General features: G+C 38.3%; 16 protein-coding genes, 1 pseudogene and 1 riboswitch. Of the genes and pseudogenes, 10 read left to right on the top strand and 7 right to left on the bottom strand.

The window, feature by feature from the left end:
- Nucleotides 1–228: 228 nt before the first annotated feature.
- The 5 genes and pseudogenes from KSHG_RS01725 (at nt 229) to KSHG_RS19185 (ending at nt 4435) form a co-directional block, all read left to right on the top strand.
- A complete protein-coding gene (locus KSHG_RS01725; protein ID WP_010300914.1) occupies nt 229–663 on the top strand; it encodes a BrxA/BrxB family bacilliredoxin in 435 nt (144 codons plus the stop codon).
- Nucleotides 664–1455: a class I SAM-dependent methyltransferase gene (locus tag KSHG_RS01720; protein ID WP_010300912.1), complete on the top strand. Its 792-nt coding sequence runs from the start codon at nt 664–666 to the stop codon at nt 1453–1455.
- 145 nt (nt 1456–1600) lie between these two features.
- Complete coding sequence (locus KSHG_RS01715) at nt 1601–2290, top strand: hypothetical protein (RefSeq protein WP_147630472.1); 690 nt, start codon at nt 1601–1603, stop codon at nt 2288–2290.
- Nucleotides 2291–2376: 86 nt separating this feature from the next.
- Nucleotides 2377–2964, top strand: coding sequence for a YpjP family protein (locus tag KSHG_RS01710; RefSeq protein ID WP_010300909.1), 588 nt, complete (start codon nt 2377–2379; stop codon nt 2962–2964).
- Between the two features lie 78 nt (nt 2965–3042).
- Nucleotides 3043–4435, top strand: a pseudogene (locus tag KSHG_RS19185) (protein adenylyltransferase SelO).
- A gap of 118 nt (nt 4436–4553) precedes the next feature.
- Here the strand turns inward: KSHG_RS19185 and folA are convergent.
- The 3 genes from folA to trhA form a co-directional block, all read right to left on the bottom strand.
- The gene (folA, locus tag KSHG_RS01700) at nt 4554–5030 is read right to left on the bottom strand and encodes a type 3 dihydrofolate reductase (protein ID WP_010300902.1); all 477 of its coding nucleotides are present in this window, start codon (nt 5028–5030) and stop codon (nt 4554–4556) included.
- A gap of 16 nt (nt 5031–5046) precedes the next feature.
- A complete protein-coding gene (locus tag KSHG_RS01695; RefSeq protein WP_010300899.1) occupies nt 5047–5991 on the bottom strand; it encodes a thymidylate synthase in 945 nt (314 codons plus the stop codon).
- A 141-nt stretch (nt 5992–6132) separates the two neighbouring features.
- The gene (gene trhA / locus KSHG_RS01690) at nt 6133–6777 is read right to left on the bottom strand and encodes a PAQR family membrane homeostasis protein TrhA (RefSeq protein ID WP_010300897.1); all 645 of its coding nucleotides are present in this window, start codon (nt 6775–6777) and stop codon (nt 6133–6135) included.
- A gap of 176 nt (nt 6778–6953) precedes the next feature.
- On the opposite strand from trhA, the gene KSHG_RS01685 reads away from it, so the two are divergent.
- From KSHG_RS01685 to msrB, 5 genes are all read left to right on the top strand, one after another.
- Nucleotides 6954–7796 carry a DegV family protein gene (locus KSHG_RS01685; protein WP_010300894.1) on the top strand — a complete coding sequence of 281 codons (843 nt, stop codon included), beginning with the start codon at nt 6954–6956 and terminating at the stop codon, nt 7794–7796.
- 102 nt (nt 7797–7898) lie between these two features.
- Nucleotides 7899–8714 carry a GDSL-type esterase/lipase family protein gene (locus KSHG_RS01680; protein ID WP_010300892.1) on the top strand — a complete coding sequence of 272 codons (816 nt, stop codon included), beginning with the start codon at nt 7899–7901 and terminating at the stop codon, nt 8712–8714.
- Complete coding sequence (locus KSHG_RS01675) at nt 8695–9294, top strand: YpmS family protein (RefSeq protein WP_010300889.1); 600 nt, start codon at nt 8695–8697, stop codon at nt 9292–9294. Before KSHG_RS01680 ends, KSHG_RS01675 begins: the two co-directional genes overlap by 20 nt.
- A gap of 12 nt (nt 9295–9306) precedes the next feature.
- A complete protein-coding gene (msrA, locus tag KSHG_RS01670; RefSeq protein ID WP_010300885.1) occupies nt 9307–9843 on the top strand; it encodes a peptide-methionine (S)-S-oxide reductase MsrA in 537 nt (178 codons plus the stop codon).
- The gene (gene msrB, locus KSHG_RS01665; RefSeq protein WP_010300881.1) at nt 9833–10258 is read left to right on the top strand and encodes a peptide-methionine (R)-S-oxide reductase MsrB; all 426 of its coding nucleotides are present in this window, start codon (nt 9833–9835) and stop codon (nt 10256–10258) included. Before msrA ends, msrB begins: the two co-directional genes overlap by 11 nt.
- A 152-nt stretch (nt 10259–10410) precedes the next feature.
- Here the strand turns inward: msrB and KSHG_RS01660 are convergent, their stop codons facing one another.
- The 4 genes from KSHG_RS01660 to KSHG_RS01645 form a co-directional block, all read right to left on the bottom strand.
- Nucleotides 10411–11595, bottom strand: coding sequence for an aminotransferase class I/II-fold pyridoxal phosphate-dependent enzyme (locus tag KSHG_RS01660; RefSeq protein WP_010300878.1), 1185 nt, complete (start codon nt 11593–11595; stop codon nt 10411–10413).
- The gene (locus KSHG_RS01655; RefSeq protein ID WP_026022478.1) at nt 11588–12709 is read right to left on the bottom strand and encodes a methionine biosynthesis PLP-dependent protein; all 1122 of its coding nucleotides are present in this window, start codon (nt 12707–12709) and stop codon (nt 11588–11590) included. The genes KSHG_RS01660 and KSHG_RS01655 overlap by 8 nt, the downstream gene beginning before the upstream one ends.
- Nucleotides 12710–12784: 75 nt before the next feature.
- Nucleotides 12785–12884: riboswitch (SAM riboswitch) on the bottom strand.
- Nucleotides 12885–13090: 206 nt separating this feature from the next.
- Complete coding sequence (locus tag KSHG_RS01650; RefSeq protein WP_010300872.1) at nt 13091–13372, bottom strand: hypothetical protein; 282 nt, start codon at nt 13370–13372, stop codon at nt 13091–13093.
- The gene (locus tag KSHG_RS01645; RefSeq protein ID WP_010300867.1) at nt 13369–14097 is read right to left on the bottom strand and encodes an SH3 domain-containing protein; all 729 of its coding nucleotides are present in this window, start codon (nt 14095–14097) and stop codon (nt 13369–13371) included. Before KSHG_RS01645 ends, KSHG_RS01650 begins: the two co-directional genes overlap by 4 nt.
- Between the last annotated feature and the right edge of the window lie 97 nt (nt 14098–14194).

The following is a 14194-nucleotide window of genomic DNA, read 5'->3' as shown; positions in this document are numbered from 1 at the left end:
CATAAAACCCCTTTAGAAAGCTTTCTAAAGGGGTTTTATGTGTTATAAAGGCGTTATACTTCTTTTTTTCGACAGCGACATATGTGTGGAATCGACATTTATTTACGAATCGACATTATTCCGAGTAAAAAAGAGTGAAATCTACTCGGAGGAACGATACAATGAAGAAGTAGAACGTATTAACTATTCGTGATATACATGAATTTAAAATGAAAGAGGTTAAAAAATATGAACGCTTATGATGAATACATGCGCGGTATTGTTCAACCAATGCGCGAAGAACTAGTCAATGCAGGCTTTACACAATTAATGACATCAGATGATGTAGCAGAACATATGCAAGAATCAAAAGGAACATCTGTTATTGTCATTAATTCAGTTTGTGGTTGTGCTGCAGGATTAGCGCGTCCAGCTGTAATTGAAGCGGTACAGCAAGCAACGAAAAAACCCGAACATTTAGTAACTGTATTTGCAGGTCAAGATAAAGAAGCAACAGCACAAATGCGTATGTTCTTCGAAGAAATTCCGCCTTCATCACCATCCATTGCTTTTTGGAAAGATGGCAATCTTGCATACTTTATCCCACGCGAACAAATTGAAGGCCAAATGATGGAATCAGTACGTGACCACGTAGTAGACGTGCTTGATAAAGTAATTGACTAAATGCCAACAATTGTAACAACAGGAGGGCGCCCTGATGAAATATCTCATCAGCGTGCTTTTTTTGTATCAGAAGCGTTGCAACTTGAGTTTGTCGAAAGAAAAAAACGTTCTGTAAAAAAATTGATGGATTTATATAAATCGGACGTATTAGTAGCGGGAAAAAATCGCTATGAATTATATACGATAAATTCGAAAACGCCGTTCTTTTTCCATCCATCATCAGCAGCTTTTAGAGCGAAGCGGATTATGCGCGGGGAATCCGAACCGTTTTTAAAAGCGATTGATTTAAAAGAAGGGCAAACGATGATTGATTGTACACTCGGAATGGCGACAGACAGTATGATGGCAGCGATAGCCGTTGGAGACTCTGGAAAAATTATCGGCTGTGAAGGCAATCCAATCATTGCTTTTATGATGCGTGAAGGGTTGCAAAATTATGATTTCATAGCTGAAAAATTACCTGAATTACATGTGATGCGTAATATTGACGTCGTATCGTCTGTGGCAGTAGATTATTTAAAAACATTACCGGATAATTTTGCGGACGTCGTTTATCTTGATCCGATGTTTGAGGAAACGATTGAAGAATCGACGAATTTTGCACCTCTTCGTCAAGCAGGTGTCCATATTCCATTAGATGAGCAATGGCTAAAAGAAGCCTATCGTGTATGTAAGCGAAGAGTAGTACTAAAGGCTAAATATGACTCTCCTTTATTTAATAAATATTCATTTTCTAGGGAAATACGCCCGAATATAAAATTTCATTATGGAATTTTAGAAAAGAGCATATAATTTGATACAATAGACACTTTTTTAATAAATAGTGCTATTTTTTACTATAGTTTGCAGAAATCCCATTTTCGATTTTATTTATGTCCTATATAATAAGGCAAGGATGAACTTCAAAAATGTCGTATTTAGGAGAATTATGGTGTTAGTGAATGAATTAATAATTTGGCGAAAAAATTGTACAGCGTATGATACGGTTTTAGTAGCTTATGATAATAAAATGCTTCATACGAATCAATTAGCTGAGTATGGTAAGGACGCCGATCGCATTGTTTTAATAGCGGTGGATGAAATGAACAAAATAATTACGATTCGTTTCTTTAAAGGCACGGTTTCAATCCCAAGCTGTTTTGTAGGTTTTTCAGCAGCGATGCACATATTGTTGAAAGATTTTGAACACCTCAATTTGAACGAAATGAACATTGTAGTTGGTGAGACACTTTTATTATTTACACTATCAAAAAATAAAGAACTACTGTGGCTAGAAGATTATTTTTCTGTGAAGAATGAGCGTATTCAGTTATTTAAAGGAATCGCTAATCCACTGTCAGGTGTGACAGAAAGTGATACGTATGCGAAAAATATGTATTTAACAGAGTATGTTGCAGCGAAACCTTTCATCGATCAAAAGCTATTACCTATTATTCAACCGATTGAAAAAGCGAGTCAATGTTTTGACTATTTTCTTTTAGAAGAGGGTACAGTTCAATGTCGTATGAATTATGCTTCTTTTGATTCAACTCGTAGTGTTGTCACTATTTTCTTGAAGAAACCCGAGTTAGAACATATGAATAAACTTGAAGCATACGTGCAATTGAATGGCACAAAAGAAATTTAAGAATTATCTGATAAAGTGAAACTTTTTTTGTGTTTAAACGTACTTTAAAGTAAGAAAGTAAACATAGCGTAGTAGGTGATAGGTAGATGAAAAAAAGTATTCAAAAATTGATGGTGTCTTTAGTAGCAGTTGTCACATTAGGGATCATTACACCTTCCCATGCAATTTGGGAGTCATTATTTGAAACGAGTACGAGCAGTAAATCGCATATAGAGAAAGCACCAATTACTGCGTTTGCAGAAGAAAGTTCGACATATGACGTACAGCTACAAGAAGAGGAAGAACTTGATTTTCGTGCACTTGCAAAAGAACAGGCCCTCATAAAATTTGGGACGAAAGTTGGTCCGAAAATTGAAGAAGATTTTGATGAAGTTATTTTCCCGCAAATGGAAAAAGCAATCGATGATACGTTTGCACGTTTAGGAAACGATCAATTACGCAATGTCGCGATTACAGAAAATCCAAGTGGCGATTATGCAGAAAAGATTTTTAACATTTACAACCGTGAAACGAAAGAAGATTTATTACGTTTCCACGTACGAACAGAAAATAGACCATTCGACGGTTACTACTACAATTTCCATTACCATACGTATGAAGATGCCTTTGCCTCTCACTATGATTTAGGAGAAATTTATTGGAGTCGTAATACACCACCTAAATGGTTGTCATAAAGTAGAACGTCTAGTTTATCTAGACGTTTTTTCATTTTAATTTTCTCGCTTGTATGATGAGAAAGAGGAGGTACGAATATGAAAGAACGAGAAGAAATAACGTATAAACAATTGCCAGCTATTTTTTATGAACAAGTACCGGCAAAACAATTAAAGGAAAAACCTTCGATTGCACTTTGGAACGATGAATTAGCTGAAACACTCGCACTGCAATCGTTTGAAGATGCGAACGTATTAGCTGGTGATGTGGAAGGGGCCATCGCACAAAGTTATGCAGGACACCAGTTCGGGCAATTTACGATGCTTGGAGACGGACGTGCGATGCTCATTGCTGAACGAGAAATAGGTGGACAACATTTTGATATTCAACTGAAAGGAAGTGGTTTAACGCCATTTTCTAGAGGTGGGGACGGTTTAGCAGCATTAGGACCTATGTTGCGAGAATACATCGTGAGCGAAGCGATGCACGCATTAGGAGTGCCTACAACACGTAGCTTAGCTGTTACGGTAACAGGACAACCTGTTTACCGTCAAAATGTAGAAGTGGGAGCTGTATTGACTCGAGTTGCTGCGAGCCATATTCGTGTTGGCACATTCCAATTCGCACGTTTCGTTGCACAAGACATCGAAGCATTAAAACAATTGGCAGATTATACGATGGCACGTCATTATCCGACGGTAGAAAAAGAAGATTATCTTTCATTTTTCGAAGAAGTGATGAAAAAGCAAGCGGCATTAATAGCGAAGTGGCAATTGATCGGTTTCGTACACGGTGTTATGAATACAGATAATATGGCGATTAGCGGGGAAACGATTGATTATGGACCTTGTGCCTTTTTGGATACGTATGATCCAGAAACGGTATTTAGTTCGATTGACCAACACGGGCGCTATCGCTTTAAAAAATCAACCAGCAATTGCCGGTTGGAATTTAACTCGATTTGCGGAATGTCTCATCCCACTTATTCATGAGGACGAAGAGCAAGCGATTGAGCTACTTGAAAGCGTACTAAAAAAATACCAAGCTTTTTACGAAACAGCCTGGTCAAACGGTATGGCAAATAAATTAGGTTTTGAACAAACGAATGAACGTATTCAACAACTTGCTCAACAGTTGTTACAGACGATGACGGAAGAACGATTAGATTATACGAATACGTTTCGCCAATTAACGAATGGTGAGGACATAGCAGCATTATCTGCTTGGAAGCAAAAATGGGCTAATGAATTAGCGGAAAATGGGCAGTCCAAAGAAGCAGCACAACAGATGATGCAAACGGTGAATCCGGTCATTATTCCGCGGAATTATTACGTAGAACAAGCGATTCAAGATGCAGAAGCAGGGGATTTTACACTCGTAGAATTGTTGCTTGCCGCATTGAAAAAACCATATGAGCAAACTGCTTTAACAGAACGTTACATGCATCCACCTATTGGGAGAAAGCCATACGTGACGTATTGTGGTACGTAAAAAGTTTATAGCTCAGATGAAATTGAGTTGCCGTCGTTCTGTGTAAAAGCTTCATTCGAAATAAAAAATGCGATGAAAAAAGCCGCCATGATTTTAATCATGGCGGCTTTTCTTTTCATTATTTTTCGAATATTTTATACGTGAATGTGTAGCCGTCTGCTCGTTGTTCTTCAGAGGAAGAAATTTCCTTCCAACCTTTTGAAAAGTACTCAGGGAAATACGTATCACCGTTAAACGTATGATTAATTTGAGTAATGTATAAACGATCTGCAAGTGGTAATGCAGATTTGAAAATTTTTCCGCCACCGATAATCATTATTTCTTCAGATTGTGCAGATGCGACTTGAATTGCTTCTTCTAAAGAAGAAACCGTGACGATGTTTTCTGCGTCATAATCAGCTTGTGTTGTAATGACAATGTTTAAACGACCAGGCAATGCTTTACCGATGGATTCAAACGTTTTTCTTCCCATGACGATTGGTTTGCCCATCGTCATGCGTTTAAAGTAAGCAAGGTCTCCTGGCAAATGCCAAGGCATATCATTTTCATAGCCAATTACACGATTTTCGTCGTGTGCAACGATTAAAGAAATCAAAAAAATCATCCTCCATTTAAACTGAAATAGGTGCTTTAATACGTGGGTAAGGATCGTATCCTTCGATTGAAATATCGTCCATCGTAAAATCAAAAATAGATTGTTTATCTGGATTTAATTTTAATATAGGAAGTGTACGAGGTGTACGAGAAAGTTGTTCTTTTACTTGCTCAAAATGATTTTGATACAAATGAGCATCGCCCAATGTATGAACGAAGTCACCTACTTCTAAGTTGCATTCTTTTGCAATAAGATGGGTTAGTAGCGCGTAACTAGCGATATTGAATGGGACACCGAGGAAAACATCTGCAGAGCGCTGATACAACTGACAAGATAATTTGCCATCTGCTACGTAAAATTGGAAAATCGTATGACAAGGTGGTAATGCCATGTTTTCTACTTCTGCAGGGTTCCAAGCGCTGACAATTAGACGTCTAGAATCAGGTGTTTGTTTGATTGCATCAATGACTTGTTGTAATTGGTCGATTGTGCCACCTTTTTCATCAGGCCAAGAGCGCCACTGCTTCCCGTATACAGGACCTAAGTCGCCATATTGTGCTGCGAACTGTTCATCTTCTACGATACGTGTACGGAACTGTGCCATTTCGTAATCGTATTGTTCTTTAAACGAAGCGTCTTGTAATACGCGATGACCGAAGTCTGTCATGTCGGGACCTGCATAAGCGTCACTCGTTACCCATTTTTCGAAAGCCCATTCATCCCAAATATGATTGTTTTGAGAAATAAGTGTACGAACATTCGTATCACCTTTCATGAACCATAATAATTCAGTCGCAATTAAGCGAAAGGCTGTTTTTTTTGTCGTTACTAAAGGAAAGCCTTCTTGCAAGTTGAAGCGCATTTGGTAACCAAAAACACTGCGTGTTCCAGTTCCAGTGCGGTCTCCTTTATCCGTGCCCTCATTTAAAATATGTTGGCATAAATCTAAATATTGTTTCATACAACCGCCTCCTTTATGTTTACGCTCACTATCATATCGGAAAATGGCATGTAATTCTATAAACTGCTTCGAATTTTAGCGAATGAAGACATAAAAAAAGTAGGCTACATAAGTGCGACCTACTTTTGAAATGGCATGTATTTATACGTAATGAATGATTGACCAATACATGAAAGCACTGCCAAATAAAACGAACATATGCCAAATAGCATGATTGTACGGTATTTTTTCGTTTGCGAAGAAGTAAGCACCAAACGTATACATTAAGCCACCGCTTAATAAGTAAAAGAATCCTTCAAGTGTAATATGCTCAATGATTGGATTAAAAGCGATAATAATAAGCCAGCCCATTCCTAAATAACAAATGAGTGAAATTTTTTTGAATTTCCCCGTGAAAAATGCTTTGAAAAATAAGCCAAGAATAGCAAATCCCCATTCAATACCGAAAATAGTCCAACCGAGCGCTCCACCAATTGCTACAAGTGCAAAAGGTGTGTACGTACCTGCGATGAGTAAATAAATAGAACAATGATCAAATATACGGAAGACGCGACGGGTTTTTTTAGGGGATGCGTGGTATACCGTTGAAGCTAAAAACAGAAGGAGTGTAGAAACACCGAAGATTGTAAAGCTAACGGTCGCAATCGTCGTATGATGGTTCATTCCTTCTAGTATTAAAAAAATAAGTCCTGGAATGGATAAAAGGACGCCAAAAGCGTGCGTAATAACATTCCAATGTTCTTCGGATAATTTTAATTTTTCAGTGGATTCGTTTGTGCTCGTCATAATGCCCACTCCTTTATATAATAAATGTTACTATTTATTGTCTAAATATAGTATGACGGAAAAGAACTAGAAGAAATATTGACGTTTGTCACATGTATCATATGACAAAAGGAAGTAAAATAAAGCATAATTAAAAGCGTAAACAGAAATAGAACGTTAAGAAATGGGTGTATGGAATGAAAAAAGTGCATATCGTTACAGATTCAACGAGTGCTTTAACTAAAAAACAAATTGAGGAAAACAATATTCACGTCGTACCGCTTACGATTTATGTAAATGGGGAATCTTATCAAGATGGAGAAAATTTAACGCCTTCTGAATTTTTAGATGAGATGGCTAAAACAAAAGAGCTACCGAAAAGTTCACAACCGCCAGTAGGTGTGTTTCAAGAACTATTTGATGAGCTAGGTGCTAATGGAGATGACGTACTTGTCATTACGATGACAGGTGGTATGAGTGGTACAGTGAAATCTGCCGAAGCAGCTGCACAAGCGTCAGACGCAAATGTGAAAGTAGTAGATTCACGCTTTATTTCATGCGCTTTAGGTTTCCAAGTACTTGAAGCGGCTAAAATGGCACAAGAAGGAAAAACAATGGATGAAATCGTGAAGCGTATTGAAGAAATTCGCGACAACACGTTTTTATATGTCATTGTTGATACGTTAGATAACTTAGTAAAAGGTGGTCGTATCGGTAAAGGGATGGGAATGGTCGGTTCACTATTGAACATTAAACCAATCGCTAATTTAGAAGGTGGCGGTTATAACCCTGTAGCGAAAGTACGTAGCCACAAACAAGTCGTGAAATTTTTGAAAAAACAATTCCATGAAGATACAGATGGAAAAACGATTAAAGGAATTGGTATCGAACACGCAAACGGTTTAGCGATGGGCGAACCGATGCTTGAATTCTTCAAAGAAGAAATCGGCTTTGAGAATGTTCATTTTGGGGTTACATCACCGATTATTAGTACGCATACAGGAATCGGTGCAATCGGTTTAAGTTATTACGCAGAATAAACGGGTCTACAGTTCAAAAATCGTGTAAGAAGTAGTACCATTAAAGTTGTCCTATGGGGCAACTTTTTTAATAGGGGATTAGAACATGAAAAAAGAATCGCATTGATTGGCCTCATTTTATGTGTCGTCATGTTAACGGCATGCGATATTACGACTCAGCTCGAGGAAACTGGTTGGAAACCTTTTTCAGACAAACGTGAGCCATTAGAGGAGAAACACTTACATTACGTAGCACTTGGAGATTCTTTAACAGAAGGTGTTGGGGATGAAATGAACAATAGTGGCTACGTAGGACGACTTGCTGAAAATATGGCTTCTTGGGAAGGGGTTTCGACAGTAACCGTTGATAACACAGCAAAAAGAGGACGCCGCTCCGATCAATTGTTGACGCAACTAGAAAGTGGCGACATTGATAACGCATTGAAGAAAGCAAATTTTATTACACTCACGATGGGTGGCAATGATTTAATGAAGATTGCCCGCCAACACATACAAAACTTAGATCGAAAATATTTTGATGAAGAAGTCATCGCATACGAAAAAAGATATGCTAAAATTTTACGTTTGATTCGAAAACAAAATAAAACAGCTCCGATTGTAGCAATAGGTATTTATAATCCGTTTACTGTGTATACAGAAGATGTCGGGCAATCGGATGACATTATGAAAATGTACAATACGAAAATGAAAGACTTAATTGAAAAAGAAAATAATTATGCGATATTCGTACCGGTTTCCGATTTATATGTTACGAACAACGAGCACGTGTATCATACTGATTATTTCCATCCGAATGCGAAAGGGTATGACCGAATGACAACGCGTATTTTAGAAACGTTGAAACAAGAAGACCTTTATACGTTGACGAAACATCAATATGATTTTGGGGGACAAAAAGATGAAGAAGAAAATGAATAAATGGAAAGTAGCATTTTTAACATTATTCGGCATTCTTTTAGTCGGTATCATCGCGCTTGCTGCACTTATTTTGATGCCTGTAGAGGACGACCGAATTCCGACAGCTAATGAGAAAATTAGCGGGAGTGAAGTGAGAATTCAAGCGACGACGAAAGACTTTGAAAATTTAGCGAATCAATTTATTTATGATGCAACAGAAGGAACGACGATGCCAACAAAAATGTACGTAGATCAATCGTCGATTACGATCGTTAGCCGTGTGGATGCGTTAGGTATGAGCGTTCCTGTGACGATGGAATTTGACCCAACTGTTGATGCGAATGGAAATTTATTGTTGCATCAAACGAGCATAGGAGTAGGAATGCTTGATATTCCAACCTCAACTGCTTTAAAATTAGTGAAAAACTCTGGTAAATTACCAAACTTTATTTCGATTCAACCGAGCAAAGAACAAGCGTATATTGATTTAAATGCAATTAATATACCGATTACAGATCAAACGACTGCGCACTTAGCTGCAACGAAATTTGATTTAGCGAAAGATGATATTGAATTAACGGTTACATTACCAGCGAGATAGGAGTGGCATCATTTGACGAAACAGTTTGCAACATTTGCAGGTGGGTGTTTTTGGTGTATGGTCAAACCGTTTGATGAGCAACCAGGTATCGAATCGGTTATTTCTGGCTATACAGGAGGAACGGTAGAAAACCCAACGTATGAAGAAGTTTGTACCGATTTAACAGGCCACTACGAGGCGGTTCAAATTACATTTGATCCAGCTATTTATCCATATGAGAAATTAGTAGAAGTGTATTGGACTTTAATTGACCCGACAGATGCTGGTGGTCAATTTTATGATCGTGGACAGCATTATGAAACGGCAATTTTTTATCACAATGATGAACAAAAACGAATAGCAGAAGCATCGAAACAAGCGTTGGAAGCGTCGAAGAAATTTTCAAAACCAATCGTTGTAAAAATTTTAGAAGCGAAGCCTTTTTATGCAGCAGAAGAAGGACATCAACACTACTATAAGAAAAATCCATTCCACTATTCACAATATGCACATGGTTCTGGTAGAGTTGAGTTCCAACGCCAACATTGGGGGGATTCACATGGAAAATAAAGAAAAACGATTAGAACAATTAACAGATTTGCAACGTTACGTAACGCAAAGTAACGGAACAGAACCACCATTTCAAAATGAATTCGACCAACATTTTGAAGAAGGAATTTACGTAGATATCGTTTCAGGTGAACCACTATTTTCTTCTACTGATAAATACAATTCAGGCTGTGGTTGGCCCGCTTTTACGAAACCAATTGAAGCGTTAGTAGAACATACAGATCGAACGTTTAATATGGTTCGTACGGAAGTAAGAAGTAAAGAAGCGGACTCACATTTAGGTCATGTATTCCCAGATGGTCCGAAAGAAACGGGTGGTCTACGCTATTGTATTAATTCAGCTTCTCTACGTTTTATTCCGAAAGCAGAGTTAGAACAACAAGGATACAAAGGGTTCGAAAACTTATTCGATTAACCTAAACGAATAGTAAAAGCGGATAAGGCGTCGAGTCTCTTAAATGCACCGCTAACTCGTTTGAGAAGTGTTACTTAAAATAAAGAGCAATTTAAAAAGAGCCGTCATGACTTCAAAATCATGACGGCTCTTTTTATGTAATGAGCGCTTATTTATTGTTTGAGCGAAGTAAGAGCTTCCGCTTTTTCAAATGCTTGTTGGAAGTCTTGAATTAAATCGTCTACGTTTTCGAGACCGACAGATAAACGGAGCAGTCCATCTGTAATGCCGCGTTTCGTTCGTTCCTCTTCTGGAATGGCTGCATGGCTCATCGTGACAGGGTACGATAAAATGGATTCGACGCCACCTAAACTAACCGCAAAAACAGGGATTTGGACGTTTTCGACGAACGCTTTCGTAAACGCTTTTGTCGGTAATTCAAACGATAGAACTGCGCCGGCGTTTGTCGCTTGTTTAAAATGGGTTGCATGACCAGGATGATCTTTTAGACCGGGGTAGTGCACCGCTTGAACGAAATCATTTTGCTGTAAGTACTCGGCAATTTTATGAGCAGAAGCACTTTCTAAAGAGAGGCGCGCATTTAACGTTTTAATGCCTTGAATTAACGAAAAGGAATCTTGTGCCCCTAAAATGGCACCCATTGAATTTTGCATGAAGTAAATAGCTTCACCTATTTCTTCCTCTTTCGTCACGGCTAAACCGGCAATAATGTCACTGTGACCACCTAAAAATTTCGTCGCACTATGCAAGACGACGTCAGCACCCAAATCGAGAGGTTTTTGGTAAAGAGGTGTCATGAATGTATTATCAACAAATGTTTTTAATTGATGTTTTTTAGCAAGGGCAATAATACCTTCTAAGTCGGTAATACCTAACAGTGGATTAGCTGGTGTTTCGGCATACAACACTTTCGTATTCGGTTGGATTGCTTGCTCGACGCTTTCTAAATCGGTAAAGTCTGCAAACGTATGCGTAATATTATATTTTGGAAGTACTTTCGTTACGAAACGATACGTACCACCGTATACTTCGGATGTGACAACGATATGGTCACCTGCATCGAGTGTCAGTAAGGCGGAAGCGATGGCAGCGATGCCTGATGAAAAGGCAAATCCTCGCGTACCATGTTCTAATTCAGCAATCGTATTTTCAAGTGCTTGTCGTGTAGGGTTTCCGGAACGGCTATAGTCGAAAGGACCAAATGAATCGAATTGTTCTTGATCAAACGTAGAGGATACGTAAATCGGTACGTTGACGGCACCTGTTTTTTGTTCATATTCACCGCGTGTAGAAGCTGTGATTAATGTCGTTTCAAATTGTTCTTGTCGTTTAGTCATGTAGCGCCACTCCTTTTAATTTACTTAAAACACGTGCTAAGTCTGCTTTTAAGTCTTCGATATTTTCTAATCCGACAGAGAAGCGGAGAAGAGAAGCATCTACACCGCGTGCTTGACGTTTTTCTTCCGGAATATCGGCATGTGTTTGTGTCGTCGGATACGTAATAAAACTTTCGACGCCGCCTAAACTTTCTGCAAAAGCGATGAGCTCGATCCCTTCTAAAAAGGCTGGAACGTCATCGGCACGTTGAAGTCGGAATGAAATCATACCGCCGAGTCCTGCGTAAAGAACGTCTTTAATTTCAGGTCGTTCGTTTAAAAATTCAACGAGTGCTGTCGCTGTTTTCGTATGTTGTTTCATACGTAAATGCAATGTTTTTAAACCACGGATGAGTAACCAGCTATCGAATGCGCTCAGTGTAGCACCACTTGCGTTATGACGTAGGAAGAGCGTCTCACTTAGCTTCGCACCTTTGGAAACGACTAATCCAGCGAGAACATCGTTATGGCCGCCGATATATTTCGTTGCACTATGTAGAACGATGTCGGCACCTAACTCGAGTGGACGTTGGTAGTAAGGTGTTAAAAACGTATTGTCGACAATGAGAAGCAAGTTATGTGCATGAGCGAGTTGTGCGTACGCTTCGATAGAGATTTGTTGCATTAATGGATTTGTCGGTGTTTCGATAAAAATGGCTTTCGTACGTGTGTTGATGAGTAATGCGACTTCTTCAATCGATTCGAATGAGTTAAAATGTGCCTTAATGTTATAAGATTCTTCATATTGTTTAGCGAGGCGATACGTACCTCCGTATAAGTCTTCAGGGTAAATGATTTCATCACCTGATTGGAATAAAGAGAAGACAAGCGAGACAGCAGCCATACCGCTACTACAGGCAAACCCTGCATCGCCACTTTCTAAATCTGCAATGCCTTCTTCTAAAACGGTACGCGTTGGATTTTTCGTACGTGTATAATCGTAACCTGTCGATTGACCGAGTCCGGGGTGACGATAAGCTGTCGATAAATAAATCGGCGTGTTAATCGCCCCAGTTTGTGGATCGGAATTATTACCAAGTTGTGCTAATTTCGTTTCGATTGTTGTCATATTCATCATCCTTTATTGTGAAATAAAAAAACTCCCCAATTCTATGTAGATAGAAAGGAGAGAAAAAGCCAATTCAGACCTTTCTTATCTGCAAGACATTGTCTTCATGGACGTAGCACCTTCCAATTGGAGGTTGCTGAGATGTCAACGGGCCATGTCCCTCAATCTCTCTCGATAAGAAATGTATTCAATTCATTTGCATCAATTAATGGAAATTCTAACATTAAACAATGAAGGATACAATCAATTTATTGAAAATTAAGAAAAATAGAAAAATAAGCATTATTTACGTGTTTTAAATCAAAAGACATCGCTCTGTCTCTTTAAAATGACAGTAAAGCAAAAGCCGGCTGATACAGTGAAGTACCAACCGGCTTTTGCTTTATGTTATTTAATTGCAGTTACTTCAAAAATCGTTTTCGTCCCTTTTACTTTTTTGACGATGCCGTTACCTGGTGCGATATAAAATGTTTGATTACCAGCTTGTACAGCTACGACATTTTTAAACGTACCGGCAGCAGTTTTTACTGTCGTATTCGTTTCAGTTACTTTATAAACTGTCGTGCCATTTTTATACGTTTGATTTTTTGAGAAAGGATATGGTAATAATTTTACCGTTGCAGCTGAACCGTCTTTGTAGTAAAGACCTTTATTTGCAATCTCTTTCACGTAAACTGTTTCTTTTTTAGCTGTTGAACTGAACTGTTTCGTCCAAATTTTGAAGCCATTTGCATTTTTTTATTTTTTGTCGTTAACGTCGCTTTTTTACCGTTTTCTTTTACTGTATACGTTTTTGTCGCATCATATGCAAAACCTTTTGCTTTGTTTACAGAAATAGTCGGAGTCGGTTTTGTTGTTTTTACGATTGGTTTTTTCGTTGTAACGAAGTCTTTATAAACGTAAGCGGTTGTGTTTTTATAAATAATTTTAACCCAACCGTATTTGTTTGTGCTAATGACTTTTAGTGCTGTACCGGTTTTTAATGTACCGAGTTGTTTACTCGTTGCATTTGCTTTTTGACGTACGGTCACATTTTTTTTCACGTATTTTTTCGTTGTTTTAACAGTAGTTGAAGGCGTTGTTTTACTAGGTTTTGACGTAGAAGTTGTCGTTTTTGAAACGGTAACGAAGTCTTTATAAATATAAGCTGCTTCACCGTTAAAATCGATTTTGACCCAGCCATTTTTACTTGTATTTTGAACAGTTACTTTCGCACCTTTTTTAAGTGTGCCAACAGATTGGCCTTTGACGTCTGCTGTTTTATGAACCGTGACAGGGCTCGTAATCGTACCTGTTTTCATTGTTGTTTGAGTAGCGGCATGTGAAATTGTTGAAACACCTGTCACAGATGCTGTAAGAATGCCGACTGATAGTGCATATTTTGTTAATTTCATAATGAATTCATCTCCTAAAAAGTTATGCTATCACGAAAAAAAGGAACTTGAATATAGTCAATTTTTGTATGACAACTATAGAGAACGAAATGACTAT

Origin of the sequence: Kurthia senegalensis (genome assembly GCF_000285595.1) — a bacterium.
Taxonomy (GTDB): domain Bacteria; phylum Bacillota; class Bacilli; order Bacillales_A; family Planococcaceae; genus Kurthia; species Kurthia senegalensis.
The sequence above is the reverse complement of the archived record's forward strand: the minus strand, read 5'-3'. Positions and strand labels throughout refer to the sequence as shown.